The organism is Rhodococcus sp. NPDC003382 (assembly GCF_053589135.1).
In genome coordinates this window covers 1-16,396 of record NZ_JBSFRH010000080.1, presented here as the reverse complement: position 1 = coordinate 16,396, position 16,396 = coordinate 1, and the positions used below count along the sequence as shown (strand labels likewise).

Annotated in this window: 17 protein-coding genes; 2 read left to right on the top strand and 15 right to left on the bottom strand. The window is 67.2% G+C overall.

What is annotated here, in order from left to right; genetic code table 11:
- Nucleotides 1-43: 43 nt before the first annotated feature.
- The 15 genes from ACWDUD_RS29975 to ACWDUD_RS29905 form a co-directional block, all read right to left on the bottom strand.
- Complete coding sequence (locus tag ACWDUD_RS29975) at nucleotides 44-805, bottom strand: SDR family NAD(P)-dependent oxidoreductase (RefSeq protein ID WP_450111689.1); 762 nt, start codon at nucleotides 803-805, stop codon at nucleotides 44-46.
- Between the two features lie 11 nt (nucleotides 806-816).
- Complete coding sequence (locus tag ACWDUD_RS29970; protein WP_068157626.1) at nucleotides 817-1,653, bottom strand: mycofactocin-coupled SDR family oxidoreductase; 837 nt, start codon at nucleotides 1,651-1,653, stop codon at nucleotides 817-819.
- Between the two features lie 31 nt (nucleotides 1,654-1,684).
- A complete protein-coding gene (locus ACWDUD_RS29965; protein ID WP_068157551.1) occupies nucleotides 1,685-2,569 on the bottom strand; it encodes a DUF6282 family protein in 885 nt (294 codons plus the stop codon).
- 105 nt (nucleotides 2,570-2,674) lie between these two features.
- Nucleotides 2,675-3,961 carry a C4-dicarboxylate ABC transporter substrate-binding protein gene (locus ACWDUD_RS29960; protein WP_450111688.1) on the bottom strand — a complete coding sequence of 429 codons (1,287 nt, stop codon included), beginning with the start codon at nucleotides 3,959-3,961 and terminating at the stop codon, nucleotides 2,675-2,677.
- A 158-nt stretch (nucleotides 3,962-4,119) separates the two neighbouring features.
- Nucleotides 4,120-4,905, bottom strand: coding sequence for an SDR family NAD(P)-dependent oxidoreductase (locus tag ACWDUD_RS29955; protein ID WP_450111687.1), 786 nt, complete (start codon nucleotides 4,903-4,905; stop codon nucleotides 4,120-4,122).
- 30 nt (nucleotides 4,906-4,935) lie between these two features.
- Nucleotides 4,936-6,036 carry an acyl-CoA dehydrogenase family protein gene (locus ACWDUD_RS29950; protein ID WP_450111686.1) on the bottom strand — a complete coding sequence of 367 codons (1,101 nt, stop codon included), beginning with the start codon at nucleotides 6,034-6,036 and terminating at the stop codon, nucleotides 4,936-4,938.
- Nucleotides 6,037-6,078: 42 nt separating this feature from the next.
- Nucleotides 6,079-7,338 (bottom strand): acyl-CoA dehydrogenase family protein, encoded by a 1,260-nt coding sequence (locus tag ACWDUD_RS29945; RefSeq protein WP_068157628.1) that lies wholly within the window; start codon nucleotides 7,336-7,338, stop codon nucleotides 6,079-6,081.
- Between the two features lie 2 nt (nucleotides 7,339-7,340).
- Nucleotides 7,341-9,707 (bottom strand): CaiB/BaiF CoA transferase family protein, encoded by a 2,367-nt coding sequence (locus ACWDUD_RS29940; protein ID WP_450111685.1) that lies wholly within the window; start codon nucleotides 9,705-9,707, stop codon nucleotides 7,341-7,343.
- Between the two features lie 69 nt (nucleotides 9,708-9,776).
- Nucleotides 9,777-9,917 (bottom strand): hypothetical protein, encoded by a 141-nt coding sequence (locus ACWDUD_RS29935; RefSeq protein ID WP_156665300.1) that lies wholly within the window; start codon nucleotides 9,915-9,917, stop codon nucleotides 9,777-9,779.
- 42 nt (nucleotides 9,918-9,959) lie between these two features.
- On the bottom strand, nucleotides 9,960-10,109 hold the full coding sequence (locus ACWDUD_RS29930; protein ID WP_156665301.1) for a hypothetical protein: 150 nt from the start codon (nucleotides 10,107-10,109) through the stop codon (nucleotides 9,960-9,962).
- 251 nt (nucleotides 10,110-10,360) lie between these two features.
- Entirely contained in the window at nucleotides 10,361-10,501 is a 141-nt protein-coding gene (locus tag ACWDUD_RS29925; protein ID WP_450111684.1) for a hypothetical protein, read from the bottom strand.
- 45 nt (nucleotides 10,502-10,546) lie between these two features.
- Nucleotides 10,547-10,696, bottom strand: coding sequence for a hypothetical protein (locus ACWDUD_RS29920; protein WP_082899736.1), 150 nt, complete (start codon nucleotides 10,694-10,696; stop codon nucleotides 10,547-10,549).
- Nucleotides 10,697-10,804: 108 nt separating this feature from the next.
- The gene (locus ACWDUD_RS29915) at nucleotides 10,805-12,028 is read right to left on the bottom strand and encodes a CaiB/BaiF CoA transferase family protein (protein ID WP_450111683.1); all 1,224 of its coding nucleotides are present in this window, start codon (nucleotides 12,026-12,028) and stop codon (nucleotides 10,805-10,807) included.
- 158 nt (nucleotides 12,029-12,186) lie between these two features.
- Nucleotides 12,187-13,692 carry a TRAP transporter large permease gene (locus tag ACWDUD_RS29910; protein ID WP_450111682.1) on the bottom strand — a complete coding sequence of 502 codons (1,506 nt, stop codon included), beginning with the start codon at nucleotides 13,690-13,692 and terminating at the stop codon, nucleotides 12,187-12,189.
- On the bottom strand, nucleotides 13,689-14,294 hold the full coding sequence (locus ACWDUD_RS29905) for a TRAP transporter small permease (RefSeq protein WP_450111681.1): 606 nt from the start codon (nucleotides 14,292-14,294) through the stop codon (nucleotides 13,689-13,691). The genes ACWDUD_RS29910 and ACWDUD_RS29905 overlap by 4 nt, the downstream gene beginning before the upstream one ends.
- Before the next feature lie 431 nt (nucleotides 14,295-14,725).
- Between ACWDUD_RS29905 and ACWDUD_RS29900 the strand changes: the two genes are divergently transcribed.
- Both ACWDUD_RS29900 and ACWDUD_RS29895 read left to right on the top strand, forming a co-directional pair.
- Nucleotides 14,726-15,148, top strand: coding sequence for a Zn-ribbon domain-containing OB-fold protein (locus ACWDUD_RS29900; RefSeq protein ID WP_450111680.1), 423 nt, complete (start codon nucleotides 14,726-14,728; stop codon nucleotides 15,146-15,148).
- A gap of 2 nt (nucleotides 15,149-15,150) precedes the next feature.
- Nucleotides 15,151-16,392, top strand: coding sequence for a thiolase C-terminal domain-containing protein (locus ACWDUD_RS29895; RefSeq protein ID WP_450111679.1), 1,242 nt, complete (start codon nucleotides 15,151-15,153; stop codon nucleotides 16,390-16,392).
- Nucleotides 16,393-16,396 lie beyond the last annotated feature (4 nt).

The following is a 16,396-nucleotide window of genomic DNA, read 5'->3' as shown; positions in this document are numbered from 1 at the left end:
GTTTTCGGTAGCGGCCGCTACCGAAAACGCGCACGGGGGGCGACTACTGGGCGGTGAGCCCACCGTCCGCCGTGACGGTCGATCCGGTCATGTACGACGACTCGTCCGAGATCAGGAAGGCGATGACCGCGGCCATCTCGTCGACCTCCGCGCGGCGCTGCAGCGGAGTCTGCGCCAGCGCCGAACTCGTGACACCGCCGGACTCGCGGGCCTTGCGCGCGAGCGGCGTGTCGACGACGCCGGGGCACAGTGTGTTGGCTCGGACGCCCCGGTCCGCGTAGCCGACGGCGATGGACCTCGTCAATCCGAGTACACCGGATTTCGAGGCGTCGTAGCCGCACGTGTTGGTGTTCGCGGAGATCAGCGACGCGACCGACCCGATCGTCACGACCGACGACCGCTGCGCCTCGAGCATGTGCGGTAGCGCGGCGCGGACCGAGAGGAACGATCCGGTCAGGTTGATGTCGACGACGGCATTCCAGTCCTCCACCGACATTTCGTGCACGAGAGCCGATTTCGCGATCCCGGCGCAGGTGACGATGCCGTCCAGTCCACCCAGGGCGGCGGCGGCCTCGTCGACCGCGGGACCGATCGAGTCCGGATCGGACACGTCCGCCGCGACGGCGACCGCCGTCGCACCCGCCGCGGTGATGTCGTCGGCGAGGGCCTTCGCCGCGGCCTCGTCGAGGTCGAGGACCGCGACCGCGGCGCCCTCGTTCGCCAGACGACGGACGGCGGCCGCACCGATTCCTCCGGCGCCGCCGGTGACGAGAACCCTGCGACCCTGATTGCGTGCGTTGCTCATGGAGTTTCCTCTCAGCTGATGCGGAGTCCGCAGTCGACGGGAATCGAGACACCGGTGACGTACCGCGCCTCGTCCGAGGCCAGCCACAGCACCGCGTTCGTGATGTCCTCGGGTTCGACCCACGCCAGGTCCATGATGTTGCGGTGCCGGGCCCGCTCGCGCAGGTCCTCGATCGTGGGGTTCTCCAGGTCCGGGCAGAACACGCGCAGGGTGGACTCGCTGAAGAGCATGTCGGTGCCGACATTGCCCGGATGCACTGCATTGACGCGGATACCCTGCCCACCGTATTCGGCCGCGAGCGTCTGCATCAGGCCGACGACGCCGTGCTTGGACGCGTTGTAGTGCGCGACGTTGCGCGAACCGTTGTAGGTGACGACCGAACTGGTCAGGACGATCGATCCGCCGCCGGTCTCGAGCATGCGGGGGATGACGGCCTTGGTCGTCTTCCACACGCCGGTGAGGTTGACGTCGATCATGTCCTGCCACTCGTCCTCGGTCAGCTCGACGGTGGGACGGCAACCGCAGATGCCGGCGTTCGCGCTGACGATGTCGATGCGGCCGAGCTTCTCGACGGCATCGGCGGCCGCGGCGTCGAGGCCGGCCTGGTCGCGCACGTCGACCTTGCGGGTGATGATGCGGCGCCCGGTGGCCTCGACGAGGCGGACGGTCTCGGCGAGGTCCTCCTCGCTCGCCATGCCGTAGGTGAGCGAGGCGATGTCCTCGCACGCGTCGGTGGCGTAGATGTCGGCGCCTTCCCGGGCGAGCCGGAGGGCGTGGGATCTGCCCTGTCCGCGCGCGGCACCGGTGATGAAGGCGACCTTTCCGGCCACTCGTCCCTGTGTGTGCATGATCGCTGTTCCTCCGGTGGTTCGGTGTCTGTCAGTTCATTCCCAGCAGCCGCGCCGGCGTGTCACACGTCATGACGCGCAGGTCGTCCTCGTCGACGCCTTCGTCCCACAGGGCGTTGACGTAGGAGTGCAGGCCTGCGGCCGGATGCGGGACCTTCGTGGTCCAGCCGTAGTCTGTTGCGAGCACGACCTTTTCGGCGTCGAGACGACGCAGTGCCGCGACGACGTCCGCGAACACCGACGGCTCGCCCATGCACGTGTGCGCGGCGAACTCGATGTGCGCGCCGAGCCCGGCGAGCTCGGTGACCTCCTGGATGGTCAGTCGGGGACCGGTGGTCGCGTGCATGGCGTGCGTGACGAGGACGCGGCCGCGTGTGCCGTATTCGCGCGCGACCGCGAAGTGTTCGGCGGTGGAGACGTGGCCGGTGGCGAGCACCGCGTCGTACTGCGTGATCAGATCCAGGATCGTCCGGACCTCCGGCAGCAGTTCGCCGTCGGCGTCGATCACCCGGATGCCCTCCTGCACACCGAAGAACGCGTTCACCTTGGCCGGTGCGTCCTGCTGTGAGGAGATCGTGGGCAGCCACACCACTTTCGCGCCCGCACGCAGCGCGCATTCGACTGCGTGCGGGTTGAGTCCGCCCACCGGGTGATCGAGGCAGATCCCGGAGATCGACTGCACCTCCGGCACTGCCTTGTTCGCCAGATGCGCGGCGACGGTGGAGGGGAACTCGTGAGCCTTGAGGACGATCGCTTTCATCCCGTGATCGGCCGCTTCGCGCGCGGCCTCGACCGGATCGACGGAGTGCGGCGTCTTGGCAGCCATTTCCACGAGCGGTTCGGGCCCGAAGTGGCAGTGCATGTCGATCGCGCCGTCGAGTGCGATGGCGGCTGTCCCCGAGCGGCGTTCGGTCATCGTGTACCTCTCCTGCTGTCGAAGCCCACCGGATCCGGCCGATGGAAACGGAACGCCCCGGAGCGGGAGTCGATCCCGGCTCCGGGGCGGTCGGTGTTCGTCCGATCAGGACGGGCGGTGCGGGAGGAGAATCTCCTCGTAGAACCGATCGACGTACGGCTGGATGTCGATCTTGTCCGGGCTGTACCAGGTCGCGAAGCCGTTGTAGTCCGTCTCGTTGGTGTATCCGAGTTCGGTGACGATGCCGCTCCACTTGTCGGCGGTGTCACGGACGGTTCCGACGAACGCCTGCCCGTCACCGACCGCGGGGTTCTCCGCGATCGCGTCGACGATCTTGTCGTTGGCCGCCTGCAGCGCCGTGCGGGCGTCGTCGGCGAACGGCACGATCTTGCCGCCGTACTGCTGGATGCTCGCGACGGATTCGACTGTGACCGGCCAGATCTTGCCCTGAATGCTGCCGGTGACGAAGGCGTCGAGGCGATCCCACAGCAGCTGCTGCGCGACGAGCGGAAGCGATTCCCACACATCGAGGTTCATCGCCATGTTGCCGCTCGGCACGGCCAGACCGGCCTCCGGGTCGATCACCGTCTGGGGCGCGACCTCGACGATGCCGCCGATCTGCGCGGCGGCGGGGCTGAGCATCGAGCAGTCGATGACGCCGCGCTGCAACGCCTCGTACGCCTCGGTGTAGGCGACGGAGGTGGGAGTGGCACCGAGGGCGGCGACCTCCTGGTTGCCGGCGGTGCTGCCGACGGAGACGCTGCGGCCGGCGAAGTCGGGTAGGGCGGTGCGAGGCTGCGCGCAGAACAGCGCGTTCATGCCGGCGTTGTAGGCCGGCATCATCAGCTTGAGTCCCTTGTCCTCGAACTCCTCGACGATCTCGGGTGTCGACAGGGCGACGTCGGCCGGCCACGCGTTGGACTGCAGGACGCCGGTGACGACGCTCTGGTCCGACAGCACGCTTGCGTCGAGCAGCGCCGAGGTCGCCGGGAACTCCTTCGGCTCGTACACGGCGAGGACCTGGCCGATGTCGAGACGGCCGTCGACGATGGCGTTGTCGATCTCGGTCGACTTCGCGATCGCGTCCGAGTAGGCGATGTCGAAGGTGATCTTGCCGTCGGACCACTCCTCCACCGCGGAGGTGTACGCGTCGATGAACGCACCGCCGGTCGAGCCCTTGGTGCTCGGCGACTGTGTGTGCAGCACGATCGGGTCGACGTCCGCGAACGCGGCCTTGTATTCCTCCATGGTGGCACCGAAGGCGACGCCTTCACCGCCGCCCGAGCTACCGCCCGAGCCGGATTCGGCACATCCCGCAACCGCGAGTGCGCCGGCCACGGCGAGGGCCCCGGCCCGTACGAATGTCCCTGCCCGCCTGGCGAACTTGGTCACTGGAACTCCCTTGTCGAGAACTGACGCGGACCGGCGGCGGTGCCGTCGTCCACACTGCGTGAGTCACGTGATCCCGCTCACAACAGTGCTAATCATGCGTCTCAATTGGCCTGTCTGTCAAGATCTATGCGCCTGAATTCGCCCGGCCTGGCCGCGGGCTACTCGGCGGTGACGCCGCCGTCCACGAGAATCGCCTGACCCGTCACGTACGACGCATCGGGTGACGCCAGGAACGCGACCACCGAAGCGATCTCCTCCGGCTCGCCGTAGCGGCCCAGGGGTACCGACAGCGGCTTCGACGGATTCCGCACCGTGCCCTCGGTCGGGACGATCGCGGCGGTGTTGGCGCTCAGATTGGTGCGCACGGCGCCCGGGCACACGCTGTTCACCCGGATGCCCTGCGGCGCATACTCGACCGCCAGCGTCTGCGTGAGCATCTTCACCCCGCCCTTCGAGGCACGATAGGGCGCGAGCCCGCCCTGGGTCGCGACGAACGACGACGTCGAACCACACGTGACGATCGAGCCTCCGCCGCGGCGCAGCAGCGACGGCAGCGCGGCCCGGATCGTGAAGAACGTGCCGGACAGGTTGATGTCGAGGACGCCGTACCAGTCGTCGCGGCTGATCTCGTGGCTGTCGACCCGGGCACCACTTACCCCCGCGGCGGTGAAGACCACGCTGATCTCACCGAGCTCCGCGACCACCGACTCCACGATCGACGCGAGCTCGCCGTCGTCACGGACGTCCGCCGCGAAGGACAGCGCGGTGCCACCGGCAGCGCGGATCTTCTCGGCGGTCGCCTCGGAAGCGTCCCGGTGGACGTCGACGATCGCGACCGCGGCACCTTCGGCCGCGAGACGGACAGCGGAGGCCGCCCCGATCCCCGAGCCCCCGCCGGTCACCAGTGCGACGTCACCGTCGAGTCGCCGCGGCGTGGTCGTCATGAGAGTCTCCGTTCGTGGTGAGGTACGGCGTCAGATGCCGACGAGGTCGGCGAGCCTGGCGGTGTGCGCGGCGACGCTCCCGAAGAGCGGCTCGATCGCCTTGGCCCGGCGGAAGTACAGGTGCGGGTCCGCTTCCCACGTGAACCCGATGCCGCCGTGCACCTGGATGTTGTGGCCGGCGCACAGGGTCAGGCACTCCGACGCCTGTGACTTGGCCATCACGGCCGCGACAGGCAGGTCCTCGGAACCGACGTCCACGCACATCGACGCGTACATCACCGCAGCCTGCGTCGACTCGATCGCGATCGCCATGTCCGCGCACTTGTGCTTGATCGCCTGGAACGATCCGATCACGCGGTTGAACTGCACCCGTTGCTTGGCGTAGGCGACGGCCATGTCGAGCGCTGCCTGCGATGCACCGATCGCCTCGTTCGCGAGCAGGATCCGAACGAAATCGACGACACGGTCGATCGCGGCACGATCCGATCCGAGCAGCCGCGCCGGAGCACCGGCGAACTCGACGGTCGCGAGGGGTCGGGTCGGATCCAGCGAATCACGTACGGTGGCAGTGACTCCCGGAGCGGACGCCTCGACGACGTACAGCGCCACCGCATCACCACCCGGTGTGACGGCCGGAACGACGAGAAGGTCGGCGATGTGCCCGAATGCGACGTGGTCGAGCCTGCCGTCGAGTGTCACCGGCCCGGTGCCCGTCGCCCGCACCGTGGCCGCGGCGACCTCGAGGTCGCGCTCGACCGACACGGCGAGCGTGCCCACCGCCTGTCCCGAGGCGAGGACCGGAACCAGTTCCGTCCGCAACTCGGGGGAACCGAGACGGAGCACGGCTTCGAGGGCGCCGGTCGTCGCGATCATCGGAACGGGAGTCAGTGCGCGACCGAGCTCCTGTGCCACGATGGCGGTTTCGAGGAAACTGAAGCCGCTCCCGCCGAGTTCCTCGGCGATGTGGAGACCGGGCACACCCATGTCGCCGGTGAGGGTCCGCCATATCGTCGAGTCGAATCCGCGGGTGGCCGCGATCTCGCGCACGGCGGTCATGGGGGCTCGTTCGGCCAGGAGCCGGCGCAGCGATGCCCGGAACTCCTCCTGGTCCTCGTCGAATGCGAAATACACGTTGATCTTCCATTCTGCCGACGACGCGGCGACGAGCGGATCTCAGGCGCTCTTGCGGCGACCGATCTCCTGGAACGGACCACCGTCGAGGCGGGGTTCCTTGGGAAGTCCGAGCAACTGCTCTCCGATGATGTTGCGCTGGATCTGGGAGCTGCCGCCGTAGATGGTCGCGGCCCGCGCGTACAGCGCGATATCGTCCCAGCAGCGGGTCGAGTTCTCGGTTCCGGGTTGCGGTGTCACGAGAATCCCGTTGTTGCCCTGGCCTTCCGGTGTCAGCGCCTCGACGCCGAGGATCTCGAGGCCGATCTCGGTGTAGCGCTGGAAGAACTCGGCCCAGTAGATCTTCGAGAACGAACCGTCCACTCCCGGCCGGCCACCTTCGAGAAGGGTGGTCAGAGCCCGGTACCCGCGGAAGCGCATCGTCTGGACCCGCTGCCAGCACCATGCGAGTTCGCTACGGATGTGCGGATCTTCGGCGAGACCGCGTTCACGGGCGAGCTCGATCAGGCGGTCGATCTCACGTCCGAACCTGATCGCGTCGGTCGTCGCACGCACCCCGCGCTCGAATCCTAGCAGCGTGTTGGCGGTGTGCCAGCCTCCGTCGACCCCACCGAGGACATTGGCCTTCGCGGTCCGGGCATCGGTGAAGAAGACCTCGTTGAACGCGGTGTATCCCGCGGCGTTGAGAATCGGGCGGACCTCGATACCGGGCTGATCCATCGGAATCAGCAGGAACGACAAGCCCTTGTGCTTGACCGCGGCCGGATCGGTGCGGCAGATCGCGAAGATCCAGTTGGCGTTGCTTCCGGCCGACGTCCACGTCTTCTGTCCGTTGACGACCCACTCGTCGCCGTCGAGGACCGCGCGGGTCCGCATCCCGGCGAGATCGGAACCGGCTTCGGGTTCCGAATAGCCCTGGCACCAGACGATCTCACCGGACAACGTCTTCGGGATGAAGTACGCCTTCTGCTCCTCGGTTCCGAGCACGGTGAGCGTGTTGCACAGCAGCTTGATACCGAGCGTGTCGTTCTCGGTTCCTTCGGGCACGCCGAGCCGCATCAGTTCCTCGTTCAGGACGACCTGCTCGATGTCCGACAGGCCTCCCCCGCCGTACTCCTTCGGCAGCGAAACCGCGAGCAACCCGTTGTCGGAGAGCACCTTACGCCAGGACTGCAGGAACGTGTCCTGCTCGGCGTCGGGCAGTGCCCCGATGCCTCGCCATCCCGCGGGCAGATTGGATTCGAGAAGCTCGCGCAGCGACGCGCGGTATGCGTCCGCCTCCGGCGGGTAGGTGATGTCCATGGTCAGGATTCCTTCGTTGCGAGATCCGGCCGCGAGCACACGGACGCCATCAGCGCGTCGACTTCGTCGGCGGTGTAACCGAGTTCGGCGAGAATCTGCGCCGAGTGCTCGCCGAGGAGCGGGCTGCCGCCCTTGAACCGGCCGGGGGTGTCGGACAGGTGCATGACCATGCCGACCTCGCGGCACCAGCCGTACTCGGCGTGGTGATGCTCGACGACACGGCCGGAGTCGAGGGCCCATTCCTCCCAGAGCAGTTCCGGCATGATCGGGCTGTCGAGGGGGATCTCGGCGGGAACGCGATTGCCGTCGAGCCGTGCGAACGCATCGGCGCTGCTCGATGCTGCGAACGTCCGGGAGAGCGCCTCCGTGAGAGCCTCGGCGTTGTCCTCGCGGTCCGCGACGGTCGCGAAACGCGTGTCCGCGGCGAGTTCCGGGGTTCCGAGTGCCTCGGCCAGCCGCCCGAACGCGGCGTCACCGATCGCGGCGATGGCGATCCAGCCGTCGGCGGTGCGGTAGAGCCGGTACAGCGGCGACCATCCGGTCTGATCCGCGTCCAGTTCGTGCGCGGGCACCGCCGCACCGTCGAGTGTCGCCGAGTGCTCACTGACGACGAACAGGCTCGAGTGCAGCTGCGGACTCTCCACGTACTGCGGCTCACCGGTGTTGTGCCGGTGGTGCAGAGCGAGGAGAACCGTGACGGCACCGAGGAATCCGTTGTAGAGGTCCTCGTTGCCCATCACGCGCCGGATCGGGCCGTTGCCCTTGCCTGCGCCCTCGAAGTTGAGGCCGACCATTCCGGACACGAGGGGCGCGAAGGACTTGAGCCCCGATTTCGGTCCGTCCGAGCCGAAGCCGGGCAGGTAGGCATAGACGAGATCCGGGTTGAGCGCGCGCAGCTGCTCGTATCCGAGACCGATCTTCTCGGCCTTGCCGGGACGGAAATTGTGCATCACGACGTCGGCTTCGGCGACGAGACGATGCGCGATCTCCTGACCCTCCGCGGTGCGCATGTCGACAGCGAGGCCGCGCTTGCCGCGGTTGGCACCTTCGAACAGGTCGCCGAGCGGCCGCATCTGGTCACCGACGAGCGGCTCGATCTTGACGACCTCGGCGCCGAGATCGGACAGCAGTCGAGCACCGAAGCCCGTCGCGAAGTACGAGCTGAAGTCGAGGATCTTCACACCCTGCAGCGGGGCCTCGACGCGACCGTCGCGGGCCGGCGCGGGCGCCCACTGCGCGGACCGGCTGATCTCGCCGATGCGACCGGTGTGCTCACCGACCTTCGGTGCGGGGAGCGGCGTTGCGGGCGTGGACTTCTCGAAGCGGATCACCGGGCCGACCTGGCGGATGGTGCCGTGCTCGTCGTCGGGAAGGTCGATCGGGACCCGCGCGAAGTTGACCTGGTCGTCCTCGAAGATGTCCTCGGGACGGTTCAGCGGCAGGACCGCGATGTCGGCGGCGTGCAGCAGCTCGAGCCACTCGTCGCGCGGACGCGCCTTGAACGCCTCGGGCACCTTGTTGCGTGCGATGTCGAGTTCGACGTCGTCCAGCGGAACGGCCATCTCGGGGCCGTCGACGGTGCGGGTCTGCTCCCCGAATCCGAGCAGGTCCATGAGCTTCTTGTAGGAGCCCGGTCCGCCGGTGTGCGGTATGAGCCACTTGCCGTCGGCGCAGACGAACGGGTCGGTGATGAGACGCTTGTTGCCGAAGCCCTTCTGGTTTCCGCTGCGCGCCAGGTACGAGATGTCCTTCTCGTTCCACCACCAGTTCATCGAGGAGATCGCGAGCATGCCGTCGAGCAGCGAGGTGTCGAGCTTCTGGCCGGTGCCGTTGAGCTTGCGGGCACGCAGTGCCGACAGGATGCCGATCGTGGTGATGAACGCGGTGCCGTAGGAGACCGTGGGGTGCCCCAGGAAGATGGGTCCTTCGCGGTGTCCGGTCTGCTCGGCCATCTGTCCGAGCCGGGCGTTGAGCAGCGCCTCGTATCCGGGCCGGGCGGCGAGCGGACCGGAGGTGCCGTAGCCGGTGACCGACGCGTAGACGAGTTCGGGGAACTGCTCGTGCAGCGCGTCGTAGCCGAGCCCGAGCTCGTCGGCCCTGCCTGCGCCGAAGGACTCGACGAACACGTCGGCGACGGCGAGCAGCTGCCGCAGCGTGTCACGGCCTTCGTCCGTCCGCAGGTCCGCCTCGACGCTCCACTTGCCGCGGTCGGTCGACTTGCGCACGTTCGCGTTCGCGTCGGGCCCGCCGCCGGGTCGTTCGATCTTGATGACCCGGGCGCCGTAGTCGGCGAGCATCATGGTCGAGATGGCGGCGGGCATACCCCAGCTCGCGTCGACCACTACGAGTCCGTCGAGTGGACCAGCCATTGCGCACTCCTTGAAGTCTCATGATCGCTGCGCCCGGGCACAGCATCGATCGGGTGTCGGTTCGGGCCGCTAGTCGGAGGACGGCAGCGGCTTGGCGGTGAGAAGCTCCATCGGCGCACCGTGACAGGTGAACCCGCCGTCGCCCTTCTTCACGCACATGATCTGGGTGTCGCAGGTGGCGCACGTGTAGCGCTTACCGACCTCGTTCATGAAAGCTCCTGGGAGTCCTGGAAGTGGTGGAACCTGTTGCCGCTATGCGGCGAAGATGACCTCGAGCGGCGTACCGCAGCAGGCCAGCGACGACCCGTTCGCCCGGGTCGCGATCGCCTCGGAACCGCACTCGGTGCACCGCAGCCGGCTTCCGTTCGTGGCCTCGGTGCCGGGAGTCGTGTCCGTACTCATGTCCGCTCCTTCGCGATGTCTGGTTTCGGGGACGCCTGCACCCCGCCGAACGTTACCCAGTTCACTATAATCATATTCATGGATTAACCACAAGAGTCCGGCAGAACCCACGGCAGATCGATCTGTGCGGTGGAAATGGTTCGATCGCAGTGGATTTCGGGACAAGACACCGGTGGCCCCGACCCTGGTCAGGGTCCGGGCCACCGGTGTTGTCATCGGACATCGCAGGCGATCCCGCGATCGAGCCCGGGCTAGTCCGAGGACGGAAGAGGCTTGGCGGTGAGAAGCTCCATCGGCGCATCGTGGCAGGTGAACCCGCCGTCGCCCTTCTTCACGCACATGATCTGGGTGTCGCAGGTGGCGCACGTGTAGCGCTTACCGACCTCGTTCATGAAAACTCCTGCCGATCGGGGAATGTCGCGGAACGGAGCCGCCGGTCACCCGGCGAAGATGATCTCGAGCGGCGCACCGCAGCACGCCAGCGAGGAACCGCCCGCCCGGGTGACGATCGCCTCCGACCCGCATTCGTTGCACCGCAGCCGGCTACCGTTCGTCGCCTCGGTCCCCGGTGTCGCATCCGCACCCATGTCCGCTCCTCACCACATTCGACGCACCGCGTCTCGTTACCGTCCCGATGTTACCCAGTTCACCATAATGATGTACATAGATGTGTCGAAACTGGTGCGACCGCGTCGCTATTGGACGATGCCCGCGGCCCGCAGGCCCGCGACCTGAGCTTCCGTGAGACCGAGTTCGCCGAGAATGCGGTCGGTCTGCTCACCCAGGGCGGGGACCGGGCCCATGCGCATCTCCACGTCGCGGAACGTCATCGGCGGAAGAACCGCGCGGATCGGCCCGGCCTCGGTACCGATCTCCCGCCAACGGTCACGAGCCTCGAGCTGCGGGTGCGCGATCAGCCCCTTCATGTCGTTGAGCTGCGCGGCCGGGACGCCGGCCTTGGCGAGCTGCGCATCGAGATCGGCGGTGAAGAACCGCCGGGTCTCCTCCGCCACCAGCGCATCGACCTCGGCCCGGTGCTGCACGCGCAGCACGTTGGTCGCATAGCGCGGATTCGCGGCCAGGTCGTCCCGCGCGAACACCTCCGACATCAAGGTGCGCCAGCCGCGATCGTTCTGGACCCCGATCAGGATCTTGCCGTCCTGCGTCGGGTACGCGTCGTACGGGGCGATCGACGCGTGCGAGAGTCCCATCCGCTTGATCTGGACGTCCTGGTACATCTGCATGTACATCGAATGGCCGAGCCACTCGACCGTCGCGTCGAACATCGACAGGTCGATGGTCGCGCCGACGCCGGTCCGCTCGCGCCGGAACAGTGCGGCCTGGATCGCGGTGAGCGCGTACAGGCCGGCCGCGATGTCGGACGCCGGAACACCGGTCTTCGTCGCGGTGTCCGGGGTTCCGGTGATCGAGCACAATCCGGTCTCGGCCTGGACGAGCATGTCGTAGGCCTTGCGGTCCTTGAACGGCCCCGACGTGCCGTAACCGGTCATGTTCACCACGACGAGTCCGGGATGATCGGCGCGCAGTTCGTCCGCACCGAGACCGAGGCGCTCGGCGGCCCCGGGCGCGAAGTTCTGGATGAACACGTCGGCACCTGCCACGAGCGACCGGATCGCCTCGAGCCCCTCGGGCGCCTTGAGGTCGACGCAGATCGACTCCTTGCCGCGGTTGAGCCATACGAAGTGCGAGGCGAGGCCGTGCACCGCGGTGTCGTAGTTGCGCGCGAAATCGCCTTCGCCGATGCGCTCCACCTTGATCACACGGGCGCCGAGGTCCGCGAGATGCCGACTCGCGATGGGCGCCGCGACGGCCTGTTCGAGACTGACGACGGTCACGCCGTCCAGCGGGAGTCCGGTGGGTTCGGTTGCCTCCGAATGGAATTCCGTGAACGTTGCCATAGTGGAAGTATCTGCGCGGCACAGGCAGGTGTCAATACTATGTTGAGATTTATTATCAGGAATATCCCCGCGGACGCCGGTGCGACGCAGACGCGGCCCCACCCCCCTCGGGGTGGAGCCGCGTGCACGCTGTCCTCTCCGCTGCGCCGCCGGCGCTCCTATCCGCTCGCGCGGTCCGGCAGGAAGGTGGAGATCTCCGGGAAGAAGATCAGGATCAGCACGACCACGATGGCCATCGGCAGGAACCAGAGGGACGCGACGAACACGTCCTTGAGCGGAATGTTCTTACCGAGATTGACCTCGGGATCCTTCGTGATCGAATGGATCACCATGGCGAGAATGCCGACGGGCGGCGACAGGATGGCGAGCTCGCCCATGAACACGGTGAAGGCACCGAACCACAGCAGCGAGATGTCGAGCGCCTCGAGCGTCGGGATCAGAATCGGGATGGTGAGCACCATCATCGGCAGCGGTTCCATGAACGCACCGAGAATCAGGTAGACCACGAGCATCAGCAGCAGGAACTCGACCCGGCTCAGGTCCATGCTCGCGATCAGGTCGGCGAACCCGTTGCTGATGCCCGTCAGCGTCATCATCCGGGAAAGCGCCTCGACACCGATGAGCAGCAGGAACACCGCGCCGACCGTCGAGACCGTGCCGACGGATCCGTCGACGAGTGCGCGCCACGCCCCGCCGTCCTTGCGCTTCCACAGGAAGACGATGCCGACCGAGCACAGCGCGGCGACGGCGCCGGCCTCGGTGGCGGTGAAGACACCGGAGAACATTCCGCCGATGATGACGACGATCAGAACCGGCACCGGCCAGGCGGCGGCGAGGCTCTTGAACCGCACACTCCAGCTCACGTGCGCGGCCTCGACGCGGCTCTCCTTGGTTCCGGCGAGATCCTTGCCGAAGACCGCGAACAGGATGATCGCGATCGTGAACATGACCGAGACGAGGATGCCCGGGCCGATGCCCGCGAGCAGTGCCTTGCCGACCGGCACCTCCGCGATACCCGCGTAGAGGACCAGCAGAATGCTCGGCGGAATCAACTGACCGGGCAGACCTGCGACGATGACCGCGCCGACGGCGAGGCGGCGATCGTATCCGGCCTTGAGCATCTCGGGAATACCGATGCGGCCCAGAGCGTATGCGGTTCCGGTGGTCGAACCGCTCACCGCGGCCAGACCCGACCCCGCGATGTTGGTGCCGACGGCGAGACCACCCGGCATCCAGCCCAGCCAGTGGCGGGCCGCGGTGTAGAGCGTGTCGGTCAGACCCGAACGCCACAGCAGCAGACTCATGAGCACGAACATCGGGACGACGCTGAGCGTCCAGCTCGCGACCTGGTCGTACGGCAACGCGGTCAGGGCACTGGTGACGGTCTTCTCACCGCGGATCGCGTACAGACCGGCGAACGACGGGATGATCATCGTCAGTGCGACGGGTACGCGCAGGCACAGCAGCGCCATCATCATGACGAGCGCGGCGCAACCGATCGCGATCGGTGTGAGCGGCAGGAAGATCGCGACGACGGAGCCCACGAGCGCCACCATGAGGATCGCGAACACGGTCCACGATCGGACCGTCGCCTTCCTGCTGGGACCGACCTCGGGTGGCGCCATGCCGGGATTCGGCGTCTCGGCAGCGGTGGTGGTGGTCATTTCGCCTCCGAATCGGGCGTGGTGGACGTCGTTGCGGGCACGGCGTGCTCGGCGTCGAGTTCCTCGTTGATGCGTGCGACCTCGGCGTCGATCGGGTCGGTGTCGTCCTCGGCTCCGCGCAGTGCCCGCACGGTCGCGAAGCACAGCTGGATTCCGAAGACTCCGAAGGAGATCGGGATCAGGAAGAACACGGGCCACGACACGACGGTGGACACACCGGCGGTCTTGCCGATCTCACGGGCGTGCAGCGCTTCCTCGAGGCCGTACCAGGCGAAGCCGAACATCACGAGCGCGGCGAGAGCGTATCCGCCGGCCAGAACCGCGCGGCGGACCGATGTCGGGAAGTAGTGGGTCACCAGGTCGGCGACGATGTGCTCGCCCCGGGCCTGGGCCGCCATGAATCCGAGGAGCGCGATGACCGGCAGGTAGATGTACTGCGTGATCTCGAGCGTGTTCGGGATCGGATGCGAGGCGAACGCGCGCAGCAGCGCGTTGGCGGTCACGTGGATCATCATGACGAAAAGAACGATGACTGCCGGTACTTCGATGAGCATCAACAGCGGTGGGGTCCGCTTGCTCGAAGCGCTCGGGGATGCGCTCATGTCAACTCCGCATTGTGAGGGGATGGTGTGCGGTCTCGATGCGTCCGGTCTCAGGTCGCAATGAGCTGACCGGCCGCCGTGAGTGCCGGATACAGCCGGCCGAATCCGTTACGGCCGAGCCTGTTCCAGATCTTCGTGGTCCAGCGCATGTTCTCTCCGCCTGCCGCTCTGCCCGGACGAACCGGACATGTGGGTGATTCCGTCGTGATCCACATCACTCACGATGTGCATATCATTCGCTTGAATAGGCCGTGAAGTCAAGATTTCATGCGAATGATTTGGCTGAACTCGGATCGATGCTTCGGGTCGCCGTTCCGCAGTGCAACCCTGCGGGTGGCAACTTGACGGGGGGAGACCGTCGTCACAGAATAGCAATAGATGATTACCATTATCTACATTGCCGACAACGGGACACCGATCGAGGAGCCCACATGAGCCAGACGCCGCTCAAACCACTCCCCCTCCCGGACGACATCACCTCCGGGTACTGGGAGGCGGCGCGCGCAGGGCGGCTGGCAGTGCAGTACTGCCCCGGTTGCGCACGCCACGTGCACCTGCCGGTGGACACCTGCCCCTGCTGCGACACCACCGACCTGCAGTGGCGCACGGTCTCCGGCCGCGGCACGCTGTACTCGTACACGGTGGTCCACGACGCTCCGGCACCGGGCCTCGCCGACTCCCTGCCGTACATCGTCGGCGTCGTCGAACTCGCGGAACAGGCCGGACTGCTCGTCACCACGAACGTGGTGGACGCCGACCCCGGCGACCTCCGGATCGGCCTCGATCTGGAAGTGACGTTCGACGAACTCGCCCCCGGCACCGTCGTGCCGCAGTTCCGCCCGAGGAAGGCCTGACCATGTGGGACTACCGTGACAAGGTCGCGATCGCCGGAATCGGCTACACCGAACTGATCCGCCGGAATCCGCGCACACTCGCCTCGCTCACCGTCGAAGCGACCGACGCCGCACTGGCGGACGCCGGACTGTCGCGCGCGGACGTCGACGGTCTCGCGACCACCCCGACGATGCCGGTCTACGGTGGCGACAAAGGCAACCAGGACGGCATCGACGTCGTCACCCCCGCCTATCTGGCCGGGGCCCTGAAGATCCGGGACCGGATCACCTGGCTCGGCAACACCACCCCGATGGTCACCCACGCCGCCATCGACGCCGTCAACGCCCTCGTCGCCGGCGCGTGCACCCACGTCGTGCTCTATCGCGCGCTGCACATGCCGCAGGGGCGCTATTCGAATTTCACCGCCGCCCACGCGACGGGCAAGGACCAGTTCTTCGCGCCCTACGGCTTCTCCATTCCCGCGGCGTGGGCCGGGACGGTCGCGCGTCGCTACCTCGAAACGTCCGGGGCGAAGCGGGAATCGTTCGCGAACTTCGTCGTCGACAATCGCGAGCGTGCGCACCTCAATCCGAACGCCTACTTCCGCGGGAAGACCTTGACCCGGGACGAGTACCTGACCTCGCGGATGATCGCCGATCCCATCACCATGCTCGACTGCGACCTTCCGGTCGACGGTGCCGTGGCGATCGTCCTCACCCGCACCGACCGTGCACGCGATCTGCGCAACCCGCCGGCGTTGATCTCGGGGTACGCCACCAGCAATCACGTGGGGGCCACCGGCGTCCCGATGACCCTCGAAGACATCCGTGCCGGTGCCGGCGCCACCGGCGAACGCCTCTGGGCGGCAGCGGGAATCGGCCGGACCGACATCGACATCGCGCAGCTCTACGACGGTTTCTCGATCTTCACCTACACCTGGCTCGAAGGTCTCGGCTTCTGCGGACCCGGCGAGGCAGCGGCGTTCATCGACGACGGCAACGCCCGCCCCACAGGCTCCCTGCCGCTCAACACCGGGGGCGGTTGCCTCGCCGAGGGCCGCCTCCACGGCATGACCCAGTTGACCGAGGCCGCGTACCAGGTCACCGGCCGGGCGGGTGAGCGTCAGATCTCCGGTGCGCGGCGGTCGGTGGTCACCGTCTCCAACGGCCTGGCCGGATCGACCGCGTTCGTCGTCTCCGCCGACCACCCATCCGCGGCGACGGGAGGTCGACGAAGTGCGAGTCGTTCCCGGACGGTGAACTGAACAT

Bases quoted from the DNA above. Each gene is read 5' to 3' on its own strand.
- ACWDUD_RS29975 (WP_450111689.1), bottom strand. From the start codon at position 805: ATGAGCAACGCACGCAATCAGGGTCGCAGGGTTCTCGTCACCGGCGGC.
- ACWDUD_RS29970 (WP_068157626.1), bottom strand. From the start codon at position 1,653: ATGCACACACAGGGACGAGTGGCCGGAAAGGTCGCCTTCATCACCGGT.
- ACWDUD_RS29965 (WP_068157551.1), bottom strand. From the start codon at position 2,569: ATGACCGAACGCCGCTCGGGGACAGCCGCCATCGCACTCGACGGCGCG.
- ACWDUD_RS29955 (WP_450111687.1), bottom strand. From the start codon at position 4,905: ATGACGACCACGCCGCGGCGACTCGACGGTGACGTCGCACTGGTGACC.
- ACWDUD_RS29945 (WP_068157628.1), bottom strand. From the start codon at position 7,338: ATGGACATCACCTACCCGCCGGAGGCGGACGCATACCGCGCGTCGCTG.
- ACWDUD_RS29940 (WP_450111685.1), bottom strand. From the start codon at position 9,707: ATGGCTGGTCCACTCGACGGACTCGTAGTGGTCGACGCGAGCTGGGGT.
- ACWDUD_RS29935 (WP_156665300.1), bottom strand. From the start codon at position 9,917: ATGAACGAGGTCGGTAAGCGCTACACGTGCGCCACCTGCGACACCCAG.
- ACWDUD_RS29930 (WP_156665301.1), bottom strand. From the start codon at position 10,109: ATGAGTACGGACACGACTCCCGGCACCGAGGCCACGAACGGAAGCCGG.
- ACWDUD_RS29925 (WP_450111684.1), bottom strand. From the start codon at position 10,501: ATGAACGAGGTCGGTAAGCGCTACACGTGCGCCACCTGCGACACCCAG.
- ACWDUD_RS29920 (WP_082899736.1), bottom strand. From the start codon at position 10,696: ATGGGTGCGGATGCGACACCGGGGACCGAGGCGACGAACGGTAGCCGG.
- ACWDUD_RS29915 (WP_450111683.1), bottom strand. From the start codon at position 12,028: ATGGCAACGTTCACGGAATTCCATTCGGAGGCAACCGAACCCACCGGA.
- ACWDUD_RS29910 (WP_450111682.1), bottom strand. From the start codon at position 13,692: ATGACCACCACCACCGCTGCCGAGACGCCGAATCCCGGCATGGCGCCA.
- ACWDUD_RS29905 (WP_450111681.1), bottom strand. From the start codon at position 14,294: ATGAGCGCATCCCCGAGCGCTTCGAGCAAGCGGACCCCACCGCTGTTG.
- ACWDUD_RS29900 (WP_450111680.1), top strand. From the start codon at position 14,726: ATGAGCCAGACGCCGCTCAAACCACTCCCCCTCCCGGACGACATCACC.
- ACWDUD_RS29895 (WP_450111679.1), top strand. From the start codon at position 15,151: ATGTGGGACTACCGTGACAAGGTCGCGATCGCCGGAATCGGCTACACC.